The sequence below is a fragment of the Pantoea allii genome (assembly GCF_002307475.1).
GTDB lineage: Bacteria > Pseudomonadota > Gammaproteobacteria > Enterobacterales > Enterobacteriaceae > Pantoea > Pantoea allii.
Genome location: NZ_NTMH01000003.1, coordinates 400,249 through 421,380, shown reverse-complemented (window position 1 = coordinate 421,380; position 21,132 = coordinate 400,249). Strand labels below are relative to the sequence as shown.

The following is a 21,132-nucleotide window of genomic DNA, read 5'->3' as shown; positions in this document are numbered from 1 at the left end:
ATTTAGGATATTACGCCAGATGCTAGTTTGTGTCCTGAAAACTTCATTGATTAAGGTAAAAATCATGACCGGACATTTTGACGTACTCATTCCCCTCTATGACGGTGTGACGCAACTGGATTTTACCGGGCCCTATCAGTTCTTCTCTCGTACGCCGCAGTTTACGCCCATCCTTGCCTCTGTCGGCGGAAGACCTGTCCATGCTGACGGGATCTGTTTCGCTGAGTTGAAAGACCTGATGCAGATTGTGAAATGTGACGTGCTGTGCGTCCCGGGGGGCAGTGGCTGCACCAATGCCCTTGAGGACGACGTCTATATGGCGGCAATAAAGAAACTCGCATCATCCGCGACGTATATAACCTCGGTCTGCTCTGGCTCGATCATTTTGGGGGCGGCAGGTTTGCTGGTGGGCAAGCGGGCAGCCAGTCACTGGGCATGGCGTGACCAACTGCCGCTGTTCGGTGCCATACCTGATGCGGGGCGCGTGGTCAGGGATGGAAACATCATTACCGGCGGAGGCGTAACCGCTGGAATTGATTTTGCCCTGACCCTCATTGCCGAACTTTGCGGAGAAGAAACGGCGATGAAAGCGCAGCTCGGACTCGAATATGTGCCAGCGCCCCCTTTCAACGCCGGTCGACTGGAAACGGCCCCCGCCGCTGTCAGAAAGGACGTGATGGCGCGCTCAGCCGAAATGATTAACGCGAAAAAACCTCTCATTGAGAAGGCCGCCCAAAAACTGGCGCCTGCGTCGGCACACCGGGGTTAACGATAGACTTTATTCAGGAAAGACGGATATGAAACGCAGAGAGTTTCTTTATTCATGCTGTTGCGTAATGTGTGCTTCGATAGTTAACGCCGCAGGCAAGGCGATGCCAGCAATAGCGTTAACAAAGGGGAAAGCGATACTGCCGGCCAGCATTGCGGGAATTACCATCCCGCATAGCGCCATCGCCGATGGCGCCACCGCGCTGGTGGCCGCCAGCTCATCAGTGCCGTTGTTTAATCATGTTGTCAGAACCTATCTTTTCGGCGCATCAATTGGGAAAAAGCTGGGAAAAGTTTTTGATGAAGAGATGCTGTATCTTGGCTGCATCATGCACGATTTAGGGTTAACAGATAACTACATCAAAGAGGCGCGATTTGAACTGGATGGGGCGGATGCGGCCCACCATTATCTGATTGAAAACGGGTTTTCAGAAACCAAAGCAGAGGTGATTTGGGATGCAATCGCGCTTCATGCCAGTATGGAAATCCCCGTACGTAAAAGACCTGAAATCGCGCTGGTACATTTAGGGGCATTTATGGATGGAGGGATGAACGCAGACATGTTCCCCCTGTCATTTTTTGAGGAAATCTTCGAACGCTATCCTCAAGAGGGCAACAAAGCGCATTTTATCGAACTTGTGGCGAATGTGCTGACGAAAAAACCGCACACAGCCTACCTGACGTTTGAAAACGATATCGGCATACGCAGGGTCAAAGATTATCATCCGCTAAATTATTGCGATAAAAAGCCTGCTTATCCTTTTAACCACTAGAATTTAACGCGCAGTCGTATGAACGATAACCGGTCATTTAACGCCGGATTTACTGTCCAGAACGCATGCCGGCCATCGTCTTATGTTTAACAGATAATGCATCACCTGGCAGAAAAGGGAGCGGCAGGATGATGATGCAAAAAAAACCATTACAGATTTTTCAGGGGCGAGCGCAAGTCAGCAGCTTAAAAATGATTTTAGCCTCAGTGACCGTCCTGTTTATCGCCCCGGCCTGTGCGGAGGGTGTGTTAGCGCTGCAAAAGGGCATTTATGTCGATACATCACAATCGTGTCGTGATCCCGCGAACGCCGGGATAAAACACTATGACGGGGTGGGACTGAATAGTGCGCATACCCACGCCTGCAAGCTGAATATCCAGTCTGCTCAGGGCCGCAACTATGTTGTCACTCAGCGTTGCATTGATGCCGGTGTGGGGGCTGGCCCTGACGTCAGCGATACGTTTACCCTGACGATGATAAATCATCACCGGTTTACCTTCAGACAAGGTCAGGGCGCAGTCACTTACCGCTATTGTCCCGATAATCGTTTACCTGCCGGGCTTGTTGCCAAATAGCCATCACCTCACGACAACGCCAGACTGAATGATTATTCTGGCTTCTGTGGCTGGATCGAGCGGGATCAGCAGTCCGGGCGTTCTGTTATTTCGGTCACGGTTATGCTGCCTGGGTTTTATATCGACTCCGGCAAAGCACGCCCTGTGATTTATGCCGATGAAGCTAATGATACATTCTTAAAAAGCTCGATTCCTCAACGCAAAGGCTATATCAGATGATAAAAAGTTACGATCATGTCGGGTTTTCAGTGAGAAACATCAAGCAGTCCTTGCACTTCTGGACAGCGGTGCTGGGCGGCACACTGTTACGTGAAGGGAACATGTCCGGCGCGATAATTGATGAGGTAACGGGAGCGCGAGGCGCGGATGTGCAAATGGCACTGGTTGAGCTGGCAGGCATGAAAATAGAACTCCTGCAATATGACAATATTGCGGTGGCGGATGAATCGTCGCCTCCCTATGCGCCGGGCTATGCACATCTGGCTTTCAGGGTTGAACATCTGGATGCACTGCTGGAGCGTGTCTCACTGCATGGCTGGAAGACGCCGGGCCAACCCCAGACCATCGCTGCCGGCCCGTTAAAGGGAACCAGAGTGATATACGTGATGAGTCCTGACGGGCAGACGCTTGAATTTATGGAGTAACCGGTGAACCATGAAAACGGGCCAGCAATCTGACCCGTTCGCAACGTCTCAGCAATCTTAACGTTTCATATGGTAGTACGCATCGTTCCAGCGCAGGGCATCTTTGAAAGCAGGCAGCCGGGTATGTTCGTCTATAACCAGCACTTCAATGCCGTGCATCTCACCGTACAGATACATATCATCCAGGCTCAATGCCTGACTGAACACGGTATGATGCGCGCCGCCGGCCAGAATCCAGGCTTCAGAGGCGGTTGCCAGTGACGGTTGAGCCTTCCACAGCGCACGGGCGACGGGCAGTTTTGGCAGCGGTTTAGGCTGTTCAATGGCATCCACCACGTTGACCAACAGACGGAAGCGGTCACCCATATCAATCACGCTGGCGTTGATCGCGCGGCCTGCGGGTGTCGAGAAGATCATGCGCGCCGGATCGGCTTTGTCGCCAATGCCCAGGAACTGAACGTCAATCAGCGGTTTCTCTTCCAGCGCGATGGACGGGCACACTTCCAGCATGTGTGAGCCCAGAACTAAATCGTTACCCGGTGAGAAGTGGTAGGTGTAATCCTCCATAAAGGAGGTTCCGCCGGGACGGTCGCCCGCCAGCACTTTGAAAATGCGCAGCAGGGCAGCCGTTTTCCAGTCGCCTTCGCCCGCAAAACCATAACCCTGGCCCATTAAGCGCTGTACCGCCAGACCGGGTAACTGGGTCATCCCATGGAGCGTCTGGAAGTTGGTGGTAAACGCCTTACAGCCTTCATCGTCCAGAAAACGCTTCAGGCCCAGCTCAATGCGTGCAGCATCCAGAACATGTTGACGCTTTTCTCCGCCGACGGCGGCCACAGGAGTAAAGCGGTAGTGGCTTTCGTACTCATCGACCAGCGCGTTAACATCACCATCGCTGACGCTGTTAATCACCTCGACCAAATCCCCCACGCCCCAGCCGTTGACGGCATAGCCAAACGTGATTTGCGCGGCGACTTTATCGCCTTCCGTGACGGCCACTTCACGCATGTTATCGCCGAAACGGGCCACTTTCAGGTTCTGACTGGCCTGCTTAGCCAGTGCGGCACGCATCCAGTTGGCAACGCGCTGCTGGCTGTGTTTATCCTGCCAGTGACCGGTCACCACGCTGTGTTGCAGGCCCATACGTGCGCCAATAAAGCCAAACTCACGGCCGCCGTGGGCCGTCTGGTTCAGGTTCATGAAGTCCATGTCCATGCTGTCCCACGGGATTTCAGCATTGAACTGTGTATGAAACTGCAATAACGGTTTCGTTAATACGTTTAAACCGCCGATCCACATTTTGGCCGGCGAAAAAGTATGCAGCCAGGTAATAATACCCACACAGTTTTGATCGTGACTGGCGTCGCGGCACAGCGACAGCGCTTCATCAGGCGATTTCACCAGCGGTTTCAGTTCCAGGCGCACAGGCAGTCCCGCCTGATTTAAACCTTCCACCACCTGACGGGCATTCTGCTCAACCTGACGTAACGTTTCCGCTCCGTAGAGGTGCTGTGTACCAATGACAAACCACACGTTGAACTGTTGCATAAACCACTCCTTTACTTAGCGGAAGCGGAACGTGCGGCATAATGAGGTTCTGCCGTCACGCACCATTGTTGATAGCGTTGATAAAGTTCCTGATAGCGCGCGACGCGCTGCGGATCGGGCTGCAGCGTGACGTCAATCGGGCTGGCCATCACTTTCTGTGCCTGCTCGACGTCGCGGTGAACACCGGCGGCCACGGCAGCGAAGATCGCCGCACCCAGCGCACAGCATTCATCCGAGGCGACGATATCCAGCGGACGGTTCATCACGTCGCAGCAGGCCTGCATGATGGCGGGGGATTTACGGGCAATACCGCCCAGGGTCAAAATGTTCTCAACCGGAATAGCCTGTTGCTCGAAGCACTCCATGATGGCGCGAGCGCCAAAGGCGGTCGCTGCAATCAGGCCACCAAACAGGGCCGGCGCGTCGGTGCCGAGATTAAGATCGGTAATCACGCCTTTAAGACGCTGATTGGCGTTGGGTGTGCGGCGGCCATTGAACCAGTCCAGCACCACCGGCAGGTGATCCAACTGAGGATTAGCGGCCCAGGCGTCAGTCAGGTTTTTGATCAGCGACTTTTGCATCTCCGCCAGCTGCGGCTTGAGTTCAGGATGTTGCTGCGCCGCCTGCTGTAATGGCCAGCCCAGCAGACGGCTGAACCAGGCATAAATATCGCCAAATGCCGACTGACCGGCTTCCAGACCTATTGCGCCAGGCACCACGCTGCCATCGACCTGGCCGCATATGCCTTTAATGGCGCGATCGCCGACTTTTTCGGTGTCAGCAATCAGAATGTCGCAGGTGGAGGTACCAATCACTTTGACCAGCGTATAAGGCCGTGCGCCTGCGCCCACTGCGCCCATGTGACAGTCAAACGCACCGCCCGAAATGGTGACCTGCTGTGATAAACCCAGGCGCTGTGACCATTCGGCACTCAGGGTGCCCACCGGCAACTCCGCCGTCCAGGTCTCTTTAAACAGCGGCGAATCCAGCTGTTGGGTCAGACTGGGGTCCAGCGCATTGAGGAATTCAACATCGGGCAACCCGTTCCAGTCACCGTGCCACAGGGCTTTGTGTCCTGCCGCGCAGCGCCCACGCCGCAGTTTATCAGGGGCGACGGTATCGCTAAGCAGCGCCGGTACCCAGTCGCACAGTTCAACCCAGGACACGGCGGCCTCGCGCACCGCAGCATCGTTGCGGGTAACGTGAAGGATTTTTGCCCAGAACCATTCAGAAGAGTAAATCCCGCCAATATATCGGCTGTAGTCGGTAAAGCGGCCACTGTGACAAAGCTGGTTGATTTCTTCGGCTTCTTCTATTGCCGTGTGATCTTTCCACAGCACAAACATTGCATTCGGGTTTTCAGCAAACTCAGGCCGCAGAGCCAGTACGTTGCCGTCACGATCGATAGGGGCCGGGGTGGAGCCGGTGCTGTCAACGCCGATGCCGACGACGGCCGCACGTTGCGTTTCACTCAGCGCATTTAATACGCCGAGCATCGCCTGCTCCATGGCGTCGATATAATCTTGTGGATGGTGGCGGAAGCGGTTGCTGTGAGGATCGCTGTAAAGTCCTTGCTGCCAGCGTGCATAGTTTGCCACGGCACTTTGCAGCTCCTGACCAGAGTGACAATCCACCGCCAGCGCACGCACCGAATCACTACCAAAGTCCAGTCCCAGGGTGATGGCTTCAGTACGCATTTGAATCTCCTGTTATGAATAAACCTCCTTATCCTGTGATGTGTAAGAAATAACGGTTAGTCATGGCTGGCTGAGAATATGCACTTTTCTGCCATGAGCAGTGAAATTGTGATCCATTGCAAAAGTTAATAGACGGTTGAATTTGCTAAATGTATGGATCATTCTGTCGTGATTTTAAGATGTGATACCGCTCTACATTTTTCTTCTCCATTCCCGCTAAAAATAGGCCAACGTTTAAGCAGGCTCCCATCGCGGCTCGCGCTAACGTCCTGATTTACTTCTGTACCCAAAAAAGAAAGTTAACTGGTAACGTTTACACCAATTCGTTTTTAACAGCGATAAAACAACTAGCGCCGGAGAGCATCATGCATAAATTCACTAAAGCGTTGGCAGCCATTGGGCTGGCAGCGGTTATGTCACAATCAGCTATCGCCGAAACCATGAAGCTGGGTTTCCTGGTCAAGCAACCGGAGGAGCCGTGGTTCCAGACAGAATGGAAGTTCGCTGATAAGGCCGGTAAAGATCTGGGCTTTGACGTGATTAAAATCGCCGTTCCGGATGGTGAAAAAACCCTGAATGCCATCGACAGCCTTGCGGCAAGTGGCGCGAAAGGTTTTGTTATCTGTACACCGGACCCAAAACTGGGCTCGGCCATTATGGCCAAGGCGCGCGGCTATGGTCTGAAAGTGATTGCAGTGGATGACCAGTTTGTTAACGCCAAAGGCAAGCCAATGGATACCGTACCATTAGTCATGATGGCGGCGACCAAGATCGGTGAGCGTCAGGGTCAGGAACTGTATAAAGAAATGCAAAAACGCGGCTGGGACGCGAAAGATACGGCTGTGATGGCGATTACCGCCAACGAGCTGGATACCGCCCGTCGCCGCACCGGTGGTTCGATGGATGCGTTGAAAGCCGCGGGATTCCCGGCAAAACAGATCTATCAGGTGCCAACCAAGTCTAATGACATCCCCGGCGCATTCGATGCCGGTAACTCCCTGCTGGTACAGCATCCTGAAGTGAAACACTGGCTGATTGTCGGCATGAACGATAACACCGTGCTGGGCGGCGTGCGCGCAACAGAAGGTCAGGGCTTTAAGGCCGCTGACGTCATCGGTATCGGCATTAACGGTGTGGATGCGGTGAGTGAACTGTCAAAAGCTAACGCTACTGGCTTCTACGGTTCTCTGCTGCCAAGCCCGGATATCCACGGTTATAAGAGCAGCCAGATGCTCTACAACTGGGTGAGCAAAGGTCAGGAACCACCGAAATTTACCGAAGTCACCGACGTGGTGTTAATCACCCGCGATAACTTCAAAGCCGAGCTGGCGAAGAAAGGGTTGATGTAACAACAGGCTGCTCAGGCAGCACAGGTAAAGTAATCGGGCCACAGAGAACGCAGGGGTTTCCCACGTGACTGCAATGGGTAACAGGACAAACCCTAAACTGCCGGTGGCCCGACTCATCAACGTTATTTATTGGAGAAACCATGAACACTGATTCAGCCTTTCTGTCGTTTCATGGCATCAGTAAAACCTTTCCCGGCGTGAAAGCGTTACAGGATATCTCTTTTGAGTGCCACGGTGGTCAGGTGCATGCGCTGATGGGGGAGAACGGTGCCGGTAAATCGACACTGCTTAAAATCCTCAGCGGCAGCTATCTGCCAAGCGGCGGCGAAATTCGCATCAAAGGAAAGCCGGTCAATTTTCAGCACACCACCGACGCGCTGGACGCGGGTGTTGCAATTATCTACCAGGAACTGCATTTAGTCCCCGAAATGAGCGTGGCAGAGAACATCTATCTGGGTCAGTTGCCACATAAGCGCGGGTTGGTAAACCGAAAACTGCTGCGTTATGAAGCGGGCCTGCAACTCAAAAATTTAGGCATGGATGTCGATCCAGACATGCCGCTGAAGTATCTGTCTCTGGGGCAGTGGCAGATGGTGGAAATTGCCAAAGCGCTGGCACGTAATGCGCGCATCATCGCCTTTGATGAGCCCACCAGTTCACTGTCCGCGCGGGAAATCGACAATCTGTTTCGCGTCATCCGTCAACTGCGGGCGGAAGGGCGCGTTGTGCTTTATGTTTCGCATCGTATGGAAGAGATTTTTGCCCTCAGCGACGCCATCACCGTGTTTAAAGATGGTCGTTATGTTCGTACCTTTACGGACATGGCAAACACGCATCACGACGATCTGGTTCAGGCGATGGTGGGACGTAACCTGGGCGATATTTATGGTTACTCCCCGCGTGAAAAAGGGGCCGTGCGGCTGGAGCTGCAAAATGTTGAAGCGAAGGGCGTCAGAACGCCGATTTCGCTTAATGTCCATGCGGGCGAAATTGTCGGCTTGTTTGGCCTGGTCGGCGCAGGGCGCAGCGAACTGCTAAAAGGGCTGTTCGGGGCGACGCGACTGCGCGGTGGGCGCGTATTGCTGGATGGTGAGCCGCTTAAGATCGGCGCACCGATCGATGCGATTCGTGCGGGAGTGATGTTGTGCCCGGAAGACCGCAAAGCCGAGGGCATTATTCCGGTGCATTCGGTCCGCGACAATATCAATATCAGCGCACGCCGCCACAACCTGACCGCCGGGTGCCTGATCAAAAACGGCTGGGAAGCTACCAATGCTGACCGCCATATCCGCTCGCTCAATATTAAAACCCCAAGTGCCGATCAGCTGATCATGAACCTCTCTGGAGGCAACCAGCAAAAAGCCATTCTGGGGCGCTGGCTGTCAGAGGAGATGAAAGTGATCCTGCTTGATGAGCCAACGCGCGGCATCGATGTTGGGGCCAAGCACGAGATTTATAACCTGATTTATGAACTGGCAAACAAAGGCATTGCGGTGCTGTTTGCCTCCAGCGATCTTCCGGAAGTGATGGGCCTTGCCGACCGCATTGTTGTGATGCGTGAAGGCGCTATCGCCGGAGAAATACTGCATGACGAGGCTACGGAGCAGCAGACGCTGAGCCTGGCTATGCCTAAAACGACACAAGCGGCCGCCGTGGCCTGACAGGAGAGTACCGTGACTTCATCCACGACATCTAATACGCCGCCAGCAGCACCACGCCGTGGTCTGCATCTTGGTCGCATCTGGGACAATTTCGGCATGTTGGTGGTCTTTGCACTGCTGTTTATTGCCTGTGCTGTTTTTGTGCCTAACTTCGGCTCTTTTATCAATATGAAAGGCTTGGGGTTGGCCATGTCGATGTCCGGCATGGTCGCCTGCGGTATGCTGTTCTGCCTGGCCTCGGGTGATTTTGACCTGTCGGTCGCCTCGGTTATCGCCTGTGCAGGCGTGGTGACCGCCGTGGTCATCAACATGACCGAAAGCCTGTGGATCGGCGTCGGTGCCGGGCTGGTACTGGGCATGGCAACCGGCTTTATCAATGGTTTTGTGATTGCACGGCTGAAGATCAACGCCCTGATTACCACATTGGCGACCATGCAGATTGTGCGCGGCCTGGCTTATATCTTCTCGGATGGTAAAGCAGTAGGCATCGAAGACGAGCGTTTCTTTGTTCTGGGCTTCGCTAACTGGCTGGGCGTGCCTGCGCCAATCTGGATCACCCTGGCCACCATGGTGATTTTCGCCTTCCTGCTGAACAAAACCACCTTTGGTCGTAATACGTTGGCCATCGGTGGTAATGAAGAAGCCGCTCGTCTGGCTGGCGTACCGGTGGTGCGAACCCGCATCATTATTTTTATCCTGTCAGGTTTGGTCTCGGCTGCTGCGGGCATCATTCTTGCCTCACGTATGACCAGCGGCCAGCCCATGACCTCCATCGGTTATGAACTGGTGGTGATTTCCGCCTGCGTGCTGGGCGGCGTGTCCCTTAAGGGCGGCATCGGCAAGATTTCATACGTCGTGGCCGGGGTGCTTATTCTTGGCACCGTCGAGAATGCGATGAATTTATTAAATATCTCGCCATTCTCACAGTATGTTGTACGTGGTTTGATACTGTTGGCAGCGGTGATATTCGATCGCTACAAACAAAAGAATAAAGTCTGATTTGGCGTGAAACCTTCCCGCGGACGCGAAAGGCGTCCGCGCGTGATCAATCAACGACGAAGTGAGGACGTTATGTATCACCGTGAATTACCGGCAGAGCAGCAAAACCCTTTGCTGCCTGGATATTCGTTTAATGCCTGGCTGGTGGCGGGTTTAACGCCTATTACCGCGGATGGTCCGCTGGATTTCTTTATTGATCGCCCACACGGCATGAAGGGCTATATTCTTAACCTGACCATTAAAGGCAAAGGCCGGGTATTTGACGGCGAAAAAGCCTTTGATTGTGAACCTGGCGAAATGCTGTTGTTCCAGCCTAAAACCGCCCATTATTACGGTCGTGCACCCGACAGCCCGCAGTGGTTTCATCGTTGGGTCTATTTCCGTCCGCGCGCTTACTGGCATGACTGGCTGCGCTGGCAGGATGAACAGGAAGGCGTTGGACGCCTGCGGTTACCCGAATCGCTGCGTGGCGAGTTTGATCGCCTGTTTGCCACCATTGAACAAACCCATAACTCCTCGCGCCGCTTTGCCGAAGAGCTGGCGATGAATCTGCTGGAACGTCTGTTGCTGCGCGCGGTGGAAGAAGATCCGCGTAATCATCAGCAAATTCGCGATCCGCGCATCATTGAAGCCTGCCAGTACGTCAATAATCATCTCGCCAGCGAGGTGAAGATTGAAGAAGTGGCTCGTCACGTGTGTTTATCGCCTTCACGGCTGGCGCACCTGTTCCGCGAGCAGATGGGCGTCAACCTGCTTCGCTGGCGCGAAGATCAGCGGGTGATAAGAGCAAAACTGTTGCTGCAAACCACCCAGGAACCCATCGCCAGCATTGGTCGCGAAGTGGGCTACGACGATCAGCTTTATTTTTCGCGAGTCTTCCGTAAACGCGTCGGCGTTAGCCCAAGTGATTTCCGCCGACGTAATCAGGATGTGCACGATAATTTAGCCAGTCAGAGCGCCTGGACCGCAGCCCGCAGCACAGTCTCCTGATTTTAAGGGGAATCCTCCTTGTCCTGACGAGACTATTAGTCTTAAATCAGTCTGGTTAGCGAATAAAGAGGAAAAGGAATGAGCGAGAAACTGCGAGTTGGACTCATTGGATATGGCTTTGCCAGTAAAACATTTCATGCTCCGCTGATTGCGGGCACGCCGGATGTTGAACTGGCAGCCATCTCCAGCAGCGATGCCAACAAAGTCAATGCCGACTGGCCATCCGTGAAGGTGGTGGCCGATCCTCAGGCGCTGTTGGACGATCCCAGCCTACAACTGATTGTTATCCCCACACCCAATGATACTCACTTCCCTCTGGCCAAAGCGGCGCTGAATGCGGGTAAACATGTGGTCGTGGATAAACCCTTTACCGTGACGTTGTCACAAGCACATGAGCTGGATGCGTTGGCGAAAGCCAAAGGGCTGTTGCTGTCCGTGTTTCATAACCGCCGCTGGGACAGTGATTTCCTGACGTTGAAAGCCCTGTTAGCGGACGGCGAGCTGGGCGAAGTGCGCTATTTTGAGTCGCACTTTGACCGCTTCCGCCTTGAGGTACGTCAGCGCTGGCGTGAAATGAAAGGGCCAGGCAGCGGTATCTGGTACGATTTGGGGCCGCATCTGTTGGATCAGGCGCTACAGCTGTTTGGTCCACCGGTGGCTATCAATCTGGATCTGGCTGAACTGCGCCCCGGTGCACAGACCACCGACTATTTCCACGCCACGTTAACCTATCCGCAGCGCCGTGTGGTGCTCCACGCCAGCATGTTAGTGGCGGCAGAGTCCCCGCGTTATACCGTTCACGGTACGCGGGGCAGCTACGTTAAATATGGCCTTGACCCGCAGGAAGATCGTCTGAAGGCCGGCGATTTTCCGCCCAGCGAAGCGTGGGGCTACGACATGCGCGATGGCACACTGACGCAGGTTGACGGTGACACCATGACCGAGAAAAGCTGTCTGACCCAGCCGGGCAACTATCCGGCTTATTATGCCGGCGTTCGTGATGCCATCAACGGACGTGGGCCCAATCCGGTGACGGCTGAAGAGGCGATTCAGGTGATGGAGCTGATCGAACGGGGGCTGCAGTCAGCCGAGAAACGCCAGACCCTGTCTCTGAAATAGTCAGAGAGTGAAAACCTTTAAAAAGGCCGCTGATTCAGCGGCCTTTCTGTTTACTGCACTTTTTATTTCTGCATTTTTTATTGCAGCTTCGCCCGAGTAGCCGCTTTTTCAGCTTCACTCAGGAAGGCAATCGTAAGACCGTTTTCCTGAGCCTGGCGCATCTGCGCCTGACTCAGTCCCGCAGCAGGTGCAGCATGTCGATATTCATGTTCCAGCTCAATGCCCTGTACTGCAGGATCGTCGGTGTTAATCGTGGCGAGAACGCCATGCTCCAGGAACACTTTAAGCGGATGTTGTGCCAGTGAGGTAACGGTACTGGTTTGGATATTTGAGGTCAGGCAGGATTCGATACCGATGGCGTTTTCCGCCAGAAAATCCATCAGCGCGCGGTCTTCAATCGCTTTTACGCCATGACCGATACGTTCAGCGCCTAACTCGCGAATGGCCTGCCAGATGCTTTCCGGACCTGCCGCTTCACCGGCATGCACGGTAATGCGGAAACCGGCATCCCGCGCGCGGGCAAAGTGACGCAGGAACTGATTACCCGGCGCGCCCAGTTCATCACCGGCTAAATCGACGGCGGTGATGTGATCGCGAAAAGCCAGTAAACCATTGAGTTCGTCCAGGCAGGCCTGCTCACCAAACGTGCGGCTCATGATGCCCGTTAAACGCACGTCGATATCATGCTGCTGGCATCCGGCTTTTATGCCGTCAATGACGGCTTCAACCACACCTGCAATCGGCAGATTATGCGTCATCGCCATATAGCCTGGCGAAAAACGCAGCTCGGTGTAATGGATACCTGCTCTGGCGGCATCCTCCACGTTTTCGCGGGCCACGCGCTGGCAGGCATCAAGATCGCCCAGCACTTTTACGCCCCAATCCAGCTTTTGCAGAAAGCTCACCAGATCCGGCTGTGTTTCCGTAACCTGCACATGCGGACGCAGGGCTTCAAGCGTAGTGGCTGGCAAGGTCAGGTTAAACTGACGGCCTAAATCAAGAATGGTTTGTGCACGGATGTTGCCATCAAGGTGGCGATGAATATCAGTAAGGGGAAGCGTTGAATCAATCATGGAGTGCACTCGTCCGGGTATCTGTAAAGTGCAGAACATTATAAAAATATCTTGCGCAACAACGCCAGCGATTTGCGCAACAAGTGAGTCAGGTGCTGCTTAATTGCGCAAGGGAAGGTGATCTTCGAACATGCGTTTTGCCAGTTATGGGGCAGCATGGGGCGTTCAGGCATAAAAAAAGGCGGCCAAAGCCGCCTGCTTCAGGAAGATAACGCTTATTCTGGCATGCCTTCGTTGGTTGGCACGCCCAGCATATAACGCGACATAAACTGTTCCAGCGTCATTTTATCGCCATTCATATTCACCTGGCCGTTAGCATACTGCAGGCTGGTGACGATGTTGTTGTCCTGGGTTTGTGTCAGACGGAACATCTGCCCCATCGCCGCCAGGCCTTTAACCTGCTGATCGGCCAGCTTCTGCGCGTCGTCAGCCTGATAACCTTCTGCCAGTCCAATGTGACGCATGGTTTCTGTTGCCATCGGCATATTGATAGACAGTTTTAAATCCAGCGTTTTCAACACGCGGTCTACCGTGGCGGCCAGCGTCTGCGGCTCGCCAGTCACTGTTGATGGATCGTTAAAGTTCGCGTTCAGATTAAAGGTGCTTTCACCTTTATCATTCTTCCAGCTCAGAGGTGCAACGCTGATTGTTGGCGCGCCTTTTAACAGCACAGGCAGATTGTTCAGCAGAATGGCACGCACGCCAGTCTGGAAACGTACCGGATCGTCTGCCACGCCGGGCTGATTCATCAGCGTGGTCAGCTGGGCGTTATAGTTATCCGAGAAGGTTTTTACGCTCTGCGCATCAAACTGTGACAGCTTCATTTTTAAGGCAAACTGGCCCAGATTTTGTTTTTGTACTTCAACGCCATCAATCTTGTAATTGATATCGCCACTGATTTTGCCCGCTTTGTTATCAAAGGCAGAATCACCGACCATCTTGTTAAGAATCACAGCGTCCTGACCATTCACGGCGGCGGCGACTTTATCCACGCTGATGGATTGATCGCCAATGCGCACGCCTTCGCTGGTGAGATGGGTATCGGCGTTAACTTTCAGGCCGTTCAGCGTAAACATGACTGGCTGGTCGACCTGATTTTTGCTGGTGATAGCAACGCTTGCGATGTCACTGTCCAGCGAGACTTTATCGCCTTTGTTATCTGCACTGATGTTCACCGTGCCGCCACTGGTGGCCGCGCGCTGCGCCGTTTGCGCATTTTGATAATCGATTGGCAGAATATTTACCGCGGTATCGGTGCTTCCACTGTAACCCACGCGCGTTTCAGCATTAATGAACGACTGGTTGTTCGTCAGCTCAAACAGTTTTTTGACCGCGTCAGTGTTTGTCAGGGTGGTATGAACCGATGCCATGCTCGGGATCAGGTTGAATTTTTTCAGTTGGGCGAACGGGAAAGGACCGTGATCGATCTGCTCATTAAGAATGATGCTCTGACCCGGTTTTAACAGCGGGTTATCTTCCGTTTGAGAGCTCGCCTGAATGACCACATTCATTTTACTGCTGAAAATGCCGCGTTGATAATCCTGATAGCTGACCTTCAGACGACTGTTGGGCGCCAGAGTAGTTAACTGAGCGTTGGCATTTTGAATCATCTGATCCATATTGCTTTCCAGCTTTTTGCCGGTAAACCATGCCGCACCTGTCCAGACTACGCCCAGAGCAACTACCACACCAACGGCAACTTGAGTCTTTTTCATTGCTGAATCGTCCTTATCCTTGATTTCATCCGCCTTGCAGACTGCGCCAGACAGCGGAAGAAGAAGCGCCCGCAGGCATTTTAGCTAATAGTTTGAAATAATAGCAGTTAAGCGCAGTGACGTCAGCCGTCTCAGTTTAACGCATTAAATACACGTGCTACACGGCCGTGACCCACGATCGTCAGGGACGGATCGTTCGCCGCGACAAAACAGGATTCGCCGGGTTTTAGCACCAGTTGCTGCTGGCCGCAGACGAGCGTTGCCTCACCTTCAATGCAAAACAGCAGGGCTGCACTGTCCTGATGGACAGAAAGCGGCTTATCCGTAACCGTATGAATGGAAAATGAAAAATCATCCACCGGAATAGGAAAGTTGAGACTGTTTTCGTGCTGTTCGGGTTGGGTCAGTAACTGACTGGCCGGTTTTTCTTCAAATTTCAGATTGGCCATCAGTTCTGGAATATCAATATATTTTGGCGTCAGGCCAGCGCGCAACACGTTATCGGAATTGGCCATGACTTCCAGCGCGACACCATGAAGATAGGCGTGCGGGGTTTCAGCAAACAGGAACATGGCTTCGCCGGGTTGCAGAGTGATCACGTTGAGCAGCAGCGGAGAAAACAGACCGCTGTCATCCGGATACTGCACGGCGATGTCGGTAATGGTCTGCCATGGCTCACCCTGGTGTTGCTGGGCTGTGGTCATCAGGACAGCTAACGCGTGCGATTTTGCATCGTTCTCAAGTGAGAGCAGGGTGGAAAACAGCGCCGCCAGGCTCTCCAGGTTAGGTTGGCGCAGGAACTGCGCAATCTGCGGATGCGCCCCGGCAACCGGCTCCAGCAGTGAAACCATCTCTTTCAGTTCGCGAAAGCCGTTGATGGCTTTAAACGGCGTCAGCGCATAAACCAGTTCGGGTTTGTGGTTAGCGTCTTTGTAATTACGTTCCGCGGAGTTAAGTGGGATGGACGCCGCATTTTCCCGCGCAAAGCCCTCTTCGGCGGCGCGTTTGCAGGGATGCACCTGAATTGACAGCGGCTGATCGGCACACAGCACCTTAAACAGAAAAGGCAATTCGCCAAAGCGCTTCGCCACGGCATCGCCCAGCATCTGCTGCGGATTGGCCGCAATCACATCACGTAACGAACGGGGCTTGCCATGTTCTTCTACAGTCGATGGGCTTTTTGGGTGCGCCCCCATCCACAGTTCAGCCATCGGCAACTGCTTAGGATTCGCCATGCCATAAAGCGACGTTAATGCTGTTTTACTGCCCCATGCATAATTTTGCAGAGAGTTAGCCATTTTTTTCATGAAATTAATTGCCTTACTGGCGGGAAATATTGCGCTTATTAAACCAGAAACTGACATGGAAAATACATATCCAGCGCAAGAAGGATGCTAAGCTCGGAGGATGTTAATAAATTGTATAGGTTTAACCGCGTCACACAGGCTTTAACCGGCAATGGGTGACGCGACGTCTTATCTAAAACTGTGCTAAGGAGAGAATCATGGCAGCCAATCGCGTTGAAAAAGATTCAATGGGGCCAATTGATGTACCGGCTGAGAAACTTTGGGGCGCACAGACACAGCGCTCACTGGAGCATTTCCGTATTTCGACAGAAAAAATGCCTGTCGCGTTGGTTCACGCGCTGGCCATGACCAAGCGTGCCGCCGCCAGCGTTAACCGGGATCTGGGTTTATTGCCAGCGGAGCGGGCTGAGGCGATCGTTAACGCCGCCGATGAGGTGTTAGCGGACAAGCACAGTGACGAGTTCCCCCTGGCGATTTGGCAGACCGGTTCCGGCACCCAGACCAACATGAACATGAATGAAGTGTTGGCTAACCGCGCCAGTGAGCTGCTCGGCGGTGAGCGCGGAATGGCGCGTCTGGTGCATCCTAACGACGATGTTAACAAGAGCCAGAGTTCGAATGATGTGTTTCCCACCGCCATGCACGTGGCGGCAGTGATTGCGGTTCGCGAACATTTGGTTCCACAGCTGAACGTGCTTAAACAAACGCTGAGCGCCAAGTCAGAGGCGTTCAAAGACATCGTAAAAATTGGTCGTACACATTTACAGGATGCCACGCCGTTAACGCTAGGCCAGGAAATCTCTGGCTGGGTCGCCATGCTCGAACATAATCTTAAGCATATTGAGCAGAGCATTCCGCACCTTGCGGAGCTGGCACTGGGCGGAACGGCGGTGGGAACCGGCCTGAATACCCATCCTGAATATGCGGTTCGCGTGGCTAAAGCTTTAGCCGATTTAACTCAACAACCTTTTGTGACCGCGCCGAATAAATTTGAGGCGCTGGCAACCTGTGATGCGCTGGTACATGCGCACGGGGCGCTTAAAGGGCTGGCGGCGTCGCTGATGAAGATTGCCAATGATGTGCGCTGGCTGTCATCAGGCCCACGCTGTGGTATCGGTGAAATCGCTATCCCGGAAAACGAACCGGGCAGTTCGATTATGCCAGGTAAGGTGAATCCAACCCAGTGCGAAGCCCTGACGATGCTGTGCTGCCAGGTGATGGGGAATGATGTGGCGATTAATATGGGCGGTGCGTCAGGCAACTTTGAGCTTAATGTTTATCGTCCGATGATTATCCATAACTTCCTGCAGTCGGTGCGTTTACTGGCAGATGGCATGGACAGTTTCAACCACCACTGCGCCAGCGGTATTGAACCTGTACGTGAGCGAATTGAGCAGTTACTTAACGAGTCGCTTATGCTGGTTACCGCGTTAAATACGCATATTGGCTATGACAAAGCCGCGGAAATTGCCAAGCAGGCTCACAAACAAGGCTTAACGCTTAAAGCCTCGGCGCTGAAGCTGGGTTATCTCACTGAAGAAGAGTTTGATGCCTGGGTTCGTCCGGAAGAGATGGTCGGCAGTATGAAGCAGTAAGTCAGGTTCATCAGGGCCAGCACGGCCCTGATGTCATACCGGACAATCCACCCATAAATGCAGTCGGGGAATCAGCAAATACAGCGGTTCGGCGGCAGGCTTATAGCGATGCGTAATATTGTCGGCATCATAATTCAACAGTTCACCTAACTGGGGCACCTGGCTGCGGTCGCGACACAGCACCAAAATCGGTGACGGACAGGCCAACTGGGTTTGCTTTTTCTCTTCTGCGCGCCAGACCCGCGCGATAGGCTGCACTTTGACCGGACGCTTGATTTTAAGACGCGCCGAAGCGGGAAGGGCACGGACATCCGCCAGCTCTTGCTGCACCTTTTCTGCCCACTGCTCACGCGTCCAGGGCGCCTGTGCGCGACCGGCTTTCAGGCTTTTTTCCAGTTGGGCGACAATCTCTTCCCGTTTCACGTTTTTAATGACCTGTTTATTGGCCCAACCAAAACGCAAACTCTCTGGTGCTGTGATAGCGGTAAGGGTTCGGTAGGCATTAAGGGTGATCAGCCCACGTAAATGCTGATGAACAAATTCAAAGCGGGCTTCAGAGGGCAGGCCGGACTCCACGGTAATCAACTGTTCCAGACGGGCTTTACTTTGATTGATCCCCGCGATACGGCCGGTCAGTTCACGCTCTTCCTGTTCGTTGCATTCAATGCAAAGCGCACCCGGTAAGCGCACGGCGGCTTTAGTGCTGAGCTTTTCCGACTGATGTTGCATAAACAACCGACAGTAGTGATTAAGCGCCATCTCGCGTGCCGCAATGCCAAGCTGCTGCTCGACGGTAATCTGGCTGATGGGGTCATGTTCGTGGCCTTTTTCGACCGGCGGTAAACGAAAGACCCGGGCAATCAACAGCGGAAGCGACTCTGTCTGCTGACGGAGTTCCCCCAATGCCTGCTCAAGATCCTTTACGCATTGCTGCATGTCTGTCACTAAATCGTAGCGCACGGTTGTCTTCTCCATAGTTACAACATGCTTACTGTGGCAGAACGGTTCCTTCTCTGCAATAGCGCTTATAGTTACAACATACTTTTAGTCAGACAATGAAAACCGTGCCGCCAGCCCGCGTTGACAGCAAAAAAGCCATCGGCAACATTTTTCCCCCTATGCATTAACATGTTATAAAAACCCTTTGCCTGCTAACGGATGCCCGACATGGATGTAATGAAAAAGCCTGGTTCATTCAGCATTATCCTTATGGGACTGGTTCAGATCGTCTCATGGGGGGGATCTTTCTACCTGATGGCTGCGCCCATCGTGGCGGAAACCGGCTGGTCACAACAGTGGGTTTATGGCGCGCTGTCGTTGGGTATTCTGGTCTCCGGGCTGCTGGCACCTCGCTGTGGGCGCATCATTGCACAGACCGGCGGGCGTTTGATGCTGGCATTAAATGGGCTCGTCATGGCAGCAGGGTTAACCCTGATGGGGTTCAGCCATCATTTACCTGTATTTTTATTTGCCTGGGTGATCATTGGTGTGGGCATGGCGATGGGGCTGTACGATGCACTGTTTGCCACGCTGGGCACTCGCTATGGCGGACACGCGCGCGGTGCCATTACCGGCATCACGCTTATCTCTGGATTCTGCACCAGCCTGGTTTGGCCGGGCACGGCGCTGCTTATTCACTGGCTTGACTGGCGCGGCGCCTGTTTCGCCATCGCCGGGTTGTTACTGGTCTGTGTCCTGCCTGCCTATCTGTTTGCATTGCCGCCAGGTAAACCGCCCGCACCGGTAAAGCGTAATAAAAGTCCGCACGGCGCTGAAGCGGATTTTCCTGTAGTGCTGTTCCGTCTGCTGTGCGCCATTTTTACCCTGGCATCGGTGATCATGACGGCGATATCCGTTCAGTTAATCACGCTGCTGGAAGCAAGCGGTTACAGCCTGGCCTCTGCGCTAGCAATCAGTGCCATTCTGGGGCCGTGTCAGGTGGCGTCGCGCATTATCGATATGGCTTTTAAAGGCGGGCATCCCATCTGGACCACATTTTTTTCAGTGGGATTGGTCGCGCTGGGTTTATTGCTGTTGGCACTGTTTCCTCAAACGGCGCTGTTCAGCATGATATTGTACGGCGCGGGCAACGGCCTGCGTGCGATTGTGCGTGGCACCTTGCCGCTGGTGATGGTTAAGCCGGAAGCCTATGCGGTACTGGCGGGCAGAATGGCGCGTCCGGCGCTGATCGGTCAGGCGCTGACGCCGCTGGTGTTTGGCTATGTATTTGCCACCTATGGGGCAAACGTCACGTTGTGGCTCCTGTGCGTGCTGGCCGTGCTTAATGTATTGCTGGTGGTGGCGCTGAAAAAACGGCTTCCCGCGCGCGTCAGTGCTGCACCGTAAGCGAATCGGGGAAGTGGCAGGGCGGTAAGCACCTTGTGCTGTCGTGGGCCTTATGCTGGTGAATATGTGCCTTGTCGCGGGCCTCTTGCTTCTAAAAAGTAACCGTGTTTGTTATATTTACAGCTGATTCATTGTTAACTCATGCGGCAATACAACAATAAAAACGTACCGCAACTCAGGATACAAAGATGCTTGATTATCGCTTCCCGACAGCTTTGCAAATGGTTCTGAGCGTGGCGATGGCGGAGCAAATGGGAAAACGCTCTACCAGCGCGATTCTCGCTTACGGGCTTGAAGCAAACCCAAGTTTTATACGCAAGTTGATGGTGCCATTGACGCGTGACGGAATTATCGTGTCCACGCTGGGTCGTACTGGTTCCATCCATCTTGGCCGACCGGCGGCGGATATCACTCTGCGTGATATTTATGTCTCCGTCACCGATGACAAAAAACTCTGGGCCGCCCGCCCGGACGTTGCCCCGCGCTGTCTGGTCAGCGCCAACCTGTGCTGGTATTTTAAATCCATCGCAGAAGAAGCCGAGCAGGCATCCCTGGCGGTATTAGCCAAACGTACCGTTGCGGATGCGCTAAATGAGCTTAAAACCCACGATACCAGCAACTGCACCGCCGTGCCTGAGCCGGATGTGGCAGAGCCAGAAAACCTGTGCAAAAAAAGCCGCTGATGCGGCTTTTTTTATATCCTGAACCTGCCAGCCGCTAAATCCGTCATACGGATCAGTAACTGAGCAATCATTACCGCCAGCTGAAAAACCACACGCATATTAACGCCCGCCTGTACTTCACTCCCTTCATCCATGATGTCGTTATCGACCCAAGGCCTGTTCGCAGTCTGCGATGATACGTTTGCCAGCTTAGCCATCTTGGTTGCATCTGTTCACTTCGTCGTGTGCTACACAACCTGGCGTTCTGGGGCAAATCCCTTTTCGTCGGTGTTAAACCATGCTCCCTTAAA

Annotated in this window: 19 protein-coding genes; 12 read left to right on the top strand and 7 right to left on the bottom strand. The window is 53.6% G+C overall.

Annotated elements, in window-relative coordinates; translation table 11 throughout:
* The first annotated feature begins 64 nt into the window (after nt 1-64).
* From CMR03_RS02790 to CMR03_RS02775, 4 genes are all read left to right on the top strand, one after another.
* Nucleotides 65-769 (top strand): DJ-1/PfpI family protein, encoded by a 705-nt coding sequence (locus tag CMR03_RS02790; RefSeq protein WP_096010694.1) that lies wholly within the window; start codon nt 65-67, stop codon nt 767-769.
* A 28-nt stretch (nt 770-797) separates the two neighbouring features.
* Entirely contained in the window at nt 798-1,541 is a 744-nt protein-coding gene (locus CMR03_RS02785) for an HD domain-containing protein (protein ID WP_096010693.1), read from the top strand.
* A gap of 191 nt (nt 1,542-1,732) precedes the next feature.
* The gene (locus CMR03_RS02780) at nt 1,733-2,116 is read left to right on the top strand and encodes a hypothetical protein (protein ID WP_128604270.1); all 384 of its coding nucleotides are present in this window, start codon (nt 1,733-1,735) and stop codon (nt 2,114-2,116) included.
* Nucleotides 2,117-2,331: 215 nt separating this feature from the next.
* Entirely contained in the window at nt 2,332-2,760 is a 429-nt protein-coding gene (locus CMR03_RS02775; protein ID WP_096010691.1) for a VOC family protein, read from the top strand.
* Nucleotides 2,761-2,817: 57 nt separating this feature from the next.
* Here the strand turns inward: CMR03_RS02775 and araA are convergent, their stop codons facing one another.
* Together araA and CMR03_RS02765 are read right to left on the bottom strand one after the other, a co-directional pair.
* Nucleotides 2,818-4,308 carry an L-arabinose isomerase gene (araA, locus tag CMR03_RS02770; protein ID WP_096010690.1) on the bottom strand — a complete coding sequence of 497 codons (1,491 nt, stop codon included), beginning with the start codon at nt 4,306-4,308 and terminating at the stop codon, nt 2,818-2,820.
* A gap of 11 nt (nt 4,309-4,319) precedes the next feature.
* On the bottom strand, nt 4,320-6,005 hold the full coding sequence (locus CMR03_RS02765; protein ID WP_063879510.1) for a ribulokinase: 1,686 nt from the start codon (nt 6,003-6,005) through the stop codon (nt 4,320-4,322).
* Nucleotides 6,006-6,370: 365 nt separating this feature from the next.
* Between CMR03_RS02765 and CMR03_RS02760 the strand changes: the two genes are divergently transcribed.
* The 5 genes from CMR03_RS02760 (at nt 6,371) to CMR03_RS02740 (ending at nt 12,123) form a co-directional block, all read left to right on the top strand.
* A complete protein-coding gene (locus CMR03_RS02760; RefSeq protein ID WP_063879511.1) occupies nt 6,371-7,354 on the top strand; it encodes an arabinose ABC transporter substrate-binding protein in 984 nt (327 codons plus the stop codon).
* A gap of 140 nt (nt 7,355-7,494) precedes the next feature.
* Nucleotides 7,495-9,015: an L-arabinose ABC transporter ATP-binding protein AraG gene (gene araG, locus CMR03_RS02755; protein ID WP_096010689.1), complete on the top strand. Its 1,521-nt coding sequence runs from the start codon at nt 7,495-7,497 to the stop codon at nt 9,013-9,015.
* A 12-nt stretch (nt 9,016-9,027) separates the two neighbouring features.
* Nucleotides 9,028-10,014: an L-arabinose ABC transporter permease AraH gene (gene araH, locus CMR03_RS02750; protein ID WP_063879512.1), complete on the top strand. Its 987-nt coding sequence runs from the start codon at nt 9,028-9,030 to the stop codon at nt 10,012-10,014.
* A gap of 72 nt (nt 10,015-10,086) precedes the next feature.
* On the top strand, nt 10,087-11,004 hold the full coding sequence (gene araC, locus CMR03_RS02745; RefSeq protein ID WP_063879513.1) for an arabinose operon transcriptional regulator AraC: 918 nt from the start codon (nt 10,087-10,089) through the stop codon (nt 11,002-11,004).
* A gap of 78 nt (nt 11,005-11,082) precedes the next feature.
* Nucleotides 11,083-12,123: an oxidoreductase gene (locus tag CMR03_RS02740; RefSeq protein WP_063879514.1), complete on the top strand. Its 1,041-nt coding sequence runs from the start codon at nt 11,083-11,085 to the stop codon at nt 12,121-12,123.
* A 77-nt stretch (nt 12,124-12,200) separates the two neighbouring features.
* On the opposite strand, the gene add is transcribed toward CMR03_RS02740, so the two are convergent.
* The 3 genes from add to manA form a co-directional block, all read right to left on the bottom strand.
* Nucleotides 12,201-13,196 (bottom strand): adenosine deaminase, encoded by a 996-nt coding sequence (gene add, locus CMR03_RS02735; protein ID WP_096010688.1) that lies wholly within the window; start codon nt 13,194-13,196, stop codon nt 12,201-12,203.
* 215 nt (nt 13,197-13,411) lie between these two features.
* Complete coding sequence (locus CMR03_RS02730; protein ID WP_096010687.1) at nt 13,412-14,911, bottom strand: YdgA family protein; 1,500 nt, start codon at nt 14,909-14,911, stop codon at nt 13,412-13,414.
* A 131-nt stretch (nt 14,912-15,042) separates the two neighbouring features.
* The gene (manA, locus tag CMR03_RS02725) at nt 15,043-16,218 is read right to left on the bottom strand and encodes a mannose-6-phosphate isomerase (RefSeq protein ID WP_096010686.1); all 1,176 of its coding nucleotides are present in this window, start codon (nt 16,216-16,218) and stop codon (nt 15,043-15,045) included.
* 197 nt (nt 16,219-16,415) lie between these two features.
* On the opposite strand from manA, the gene fumC reads away from it, so the two are divergent.
* Nucleotides 16,416-17,813 carry a class II fumarate hydratase gene (gene fumC, locus CMR03_RS02720; RefSeq protein ID WP_096010685.1) on the top strand — a complete coding sequence of 466 codons (1,398 nt, stop codon included), beginning with the start codon at nt 16,416-16,418 and terminating at the stop codon, nt 17,811-17,813.
* Between the two features lie 33 nt (nt 17,814-17,846).
* Here fumC and tus read toward each other — a convergent pair whose 3' ends face one another.
* Complete coding sequence (tus, locus tag CMR03_RS02715; RefSeq protein ID WP_096010684.1) at nt 17,847-18,788, bottom strand: DNA replication terminus site-binding protein; 942 nt, start codon at nt 18,786-18,788, stop codon at nt 17,847-17,849.
* A 192-nt stretch (nt 18,789-18,980) separates the two neighbouring features.
* Here tus and CMR03_RS02710 point away from each other — a divergent pair, with 192 nt between their 5' ends.
* Nucleotides 18,981-20,159 (top strand): MFS transporter, encoded by a 1,179-nt coding sequence (locus CMR03_RS02710; protein WP_096010683.1) that lies wholly within the window; start codon nt 18,981-18,983, stop codon nt 20,157-20,159.
* 188 nt (nt 20,160-20,347) lie between these two features.
* Complete coding sequence (locus tag CMR03_RS02705; RefSeq protein WP_063879521.1) at nt 20,348-20,842, top strand: RrF2 family transcriptional regulator; 495 nt, start codon at nt 20,348-20,350, stop codon at nt 20,840-20,842.
* An 11-nt stretch (nt 20,843-20,853) separates the two neighbouring features.
* Here CMR03_RS02705 and CMR03_RS02700 read toward each other — a convergent pair whose 3' ends face one another.
* Entirely contained in the window at nt 20,854-21,039 is a 186-nt protein-coding gene (locus tag CMR03_RS02700) for a hypothetical protein (protein ID WP_096010682.1), read from the bottom strand.
* Between the last annotated feature and the right edge of the window lie 93 nt (nt 21,040-21,132).

Bases quoted from the DNA above. Each gene is read 5' to 3' on its own strand.
- CMR03_RS02740 (WP_063879514.1), top strand. From the start codon at position 11,083: ATGAGCGAGAAACTGCGAGTTGGACTCATTGGATATGGCTTTGCCAGT.
- CMR03_RS02775 (WP_096010691.1), top strand. From the start codon at position 2,332: ATGATAAAAAGTTACGATCATGTCGGGTTTTCAGTGAGAAACATCAAG.
- CMR03_RS02700 (WP_096010682.1), bottom strand. From the start codon at position 21,039: ATGGCTAAGCTGGCAAACGTATCATCGCAGACTGCGAACAGGCCTTGG.
- CMR03_RS02765 (WP_063879510.1), bottom strand. From the start codon at position 6,005: ATGCGTACTGAAGCCATCACCCTGGGACTGGACTTTGGTAGTGATTCG.
- CMR03_RS02790 (WP_096010694.1), top strand. From the start codon at position 65: ATGACCGGACATTTTGACGTACTCATTCCCCTCTATGACGGTGTGACG.
- araG (WP_096010689.1), top strand. From the start codon at position 7,495: ATGAACACTGATTCAGCCTTTCTGTCGTTTCATGGCATCAGTAAAACC.
- add (WP_096010688.1), bottom strand. From the start codon at position 13,196: ATGATTGATTCAACGCTTCCCCTTACTGATATTCATCGCCACCTTGAT.
- CMR03_RS02760 (WP_063879511.1), top strand. From the start codon at position 6,371: ATGCATAAATTCACTAAAGCGTTGGCAGCCATTGGGCTGGCAGCGGTT.
- CMR03_RS02705 (WP_063879521.1), top strand. From the start codon at position 20,348: ATGCTTGATTATCGCTTCCCGACAGCTTTGCAAATGGTTCTGAGCGTG.
- araA (WP_096010690.1), bottom strand. From the start codon at position 4,308: ATGCAACAGTTCAACGTGTGGTTTGTCATTGGTACACAGCACCTCTAC.
- fumC (WP_096010685.1), top strand. From the start codon at position 16,416: ATGGCAGCCAATCGCGTTGAAAAAGATTCAATGGGGCCAATTGATGTA.
- CMR03_RS02780 (WP_128604270.1), top strand. From the start codon at position 1,733: ATGATTTTAGCCTCAGTGACCGTCCTGTTTATCGCCCCGGCCTGTGCG.
- CMR03_RS02785 (WP_096010693.1), top strand. From the start codon at position 798: ATGAAACGCAGAGAGTTTCTTTATTCATGCTGTTGCGTAATGTGTGCT.
- araC (WP_063879513.1), top strand. From the start codon at position 10,087: ATGTATCACCGTGAATTACCGGCAGAGCAGCAAAACCCTTTGCTGCCT.
- CMR03_RS02730 (WP_096010687.1), bottom strand. From the start codon at position 14,911: ATGAAAAAGACTCAAGTTGCCGTTGGTGTGGTAGTTGCTCTGGGCGTA.
- tus (WP_096010684.1), bottom strand. From the start codon at position 18,788: ATGGAGAAGACAACCGTGCGCTACGATTTAGTGACAGACATGCAGCAA.
- manA (WP_096010686.1), bottom strand. From the start codon at position 16,218: ATGAAAAAAATGGCTAACTCTCTGCAAAATTATGCATGGGGCAGTAAA.
- CMR03_RS02710 (WP_096010683.1), top strand. From the start codon at position 18,981: ATGGATGTAATGAAAAAGCCTGGTTCATTCAGCATTATCCTTATGGGA.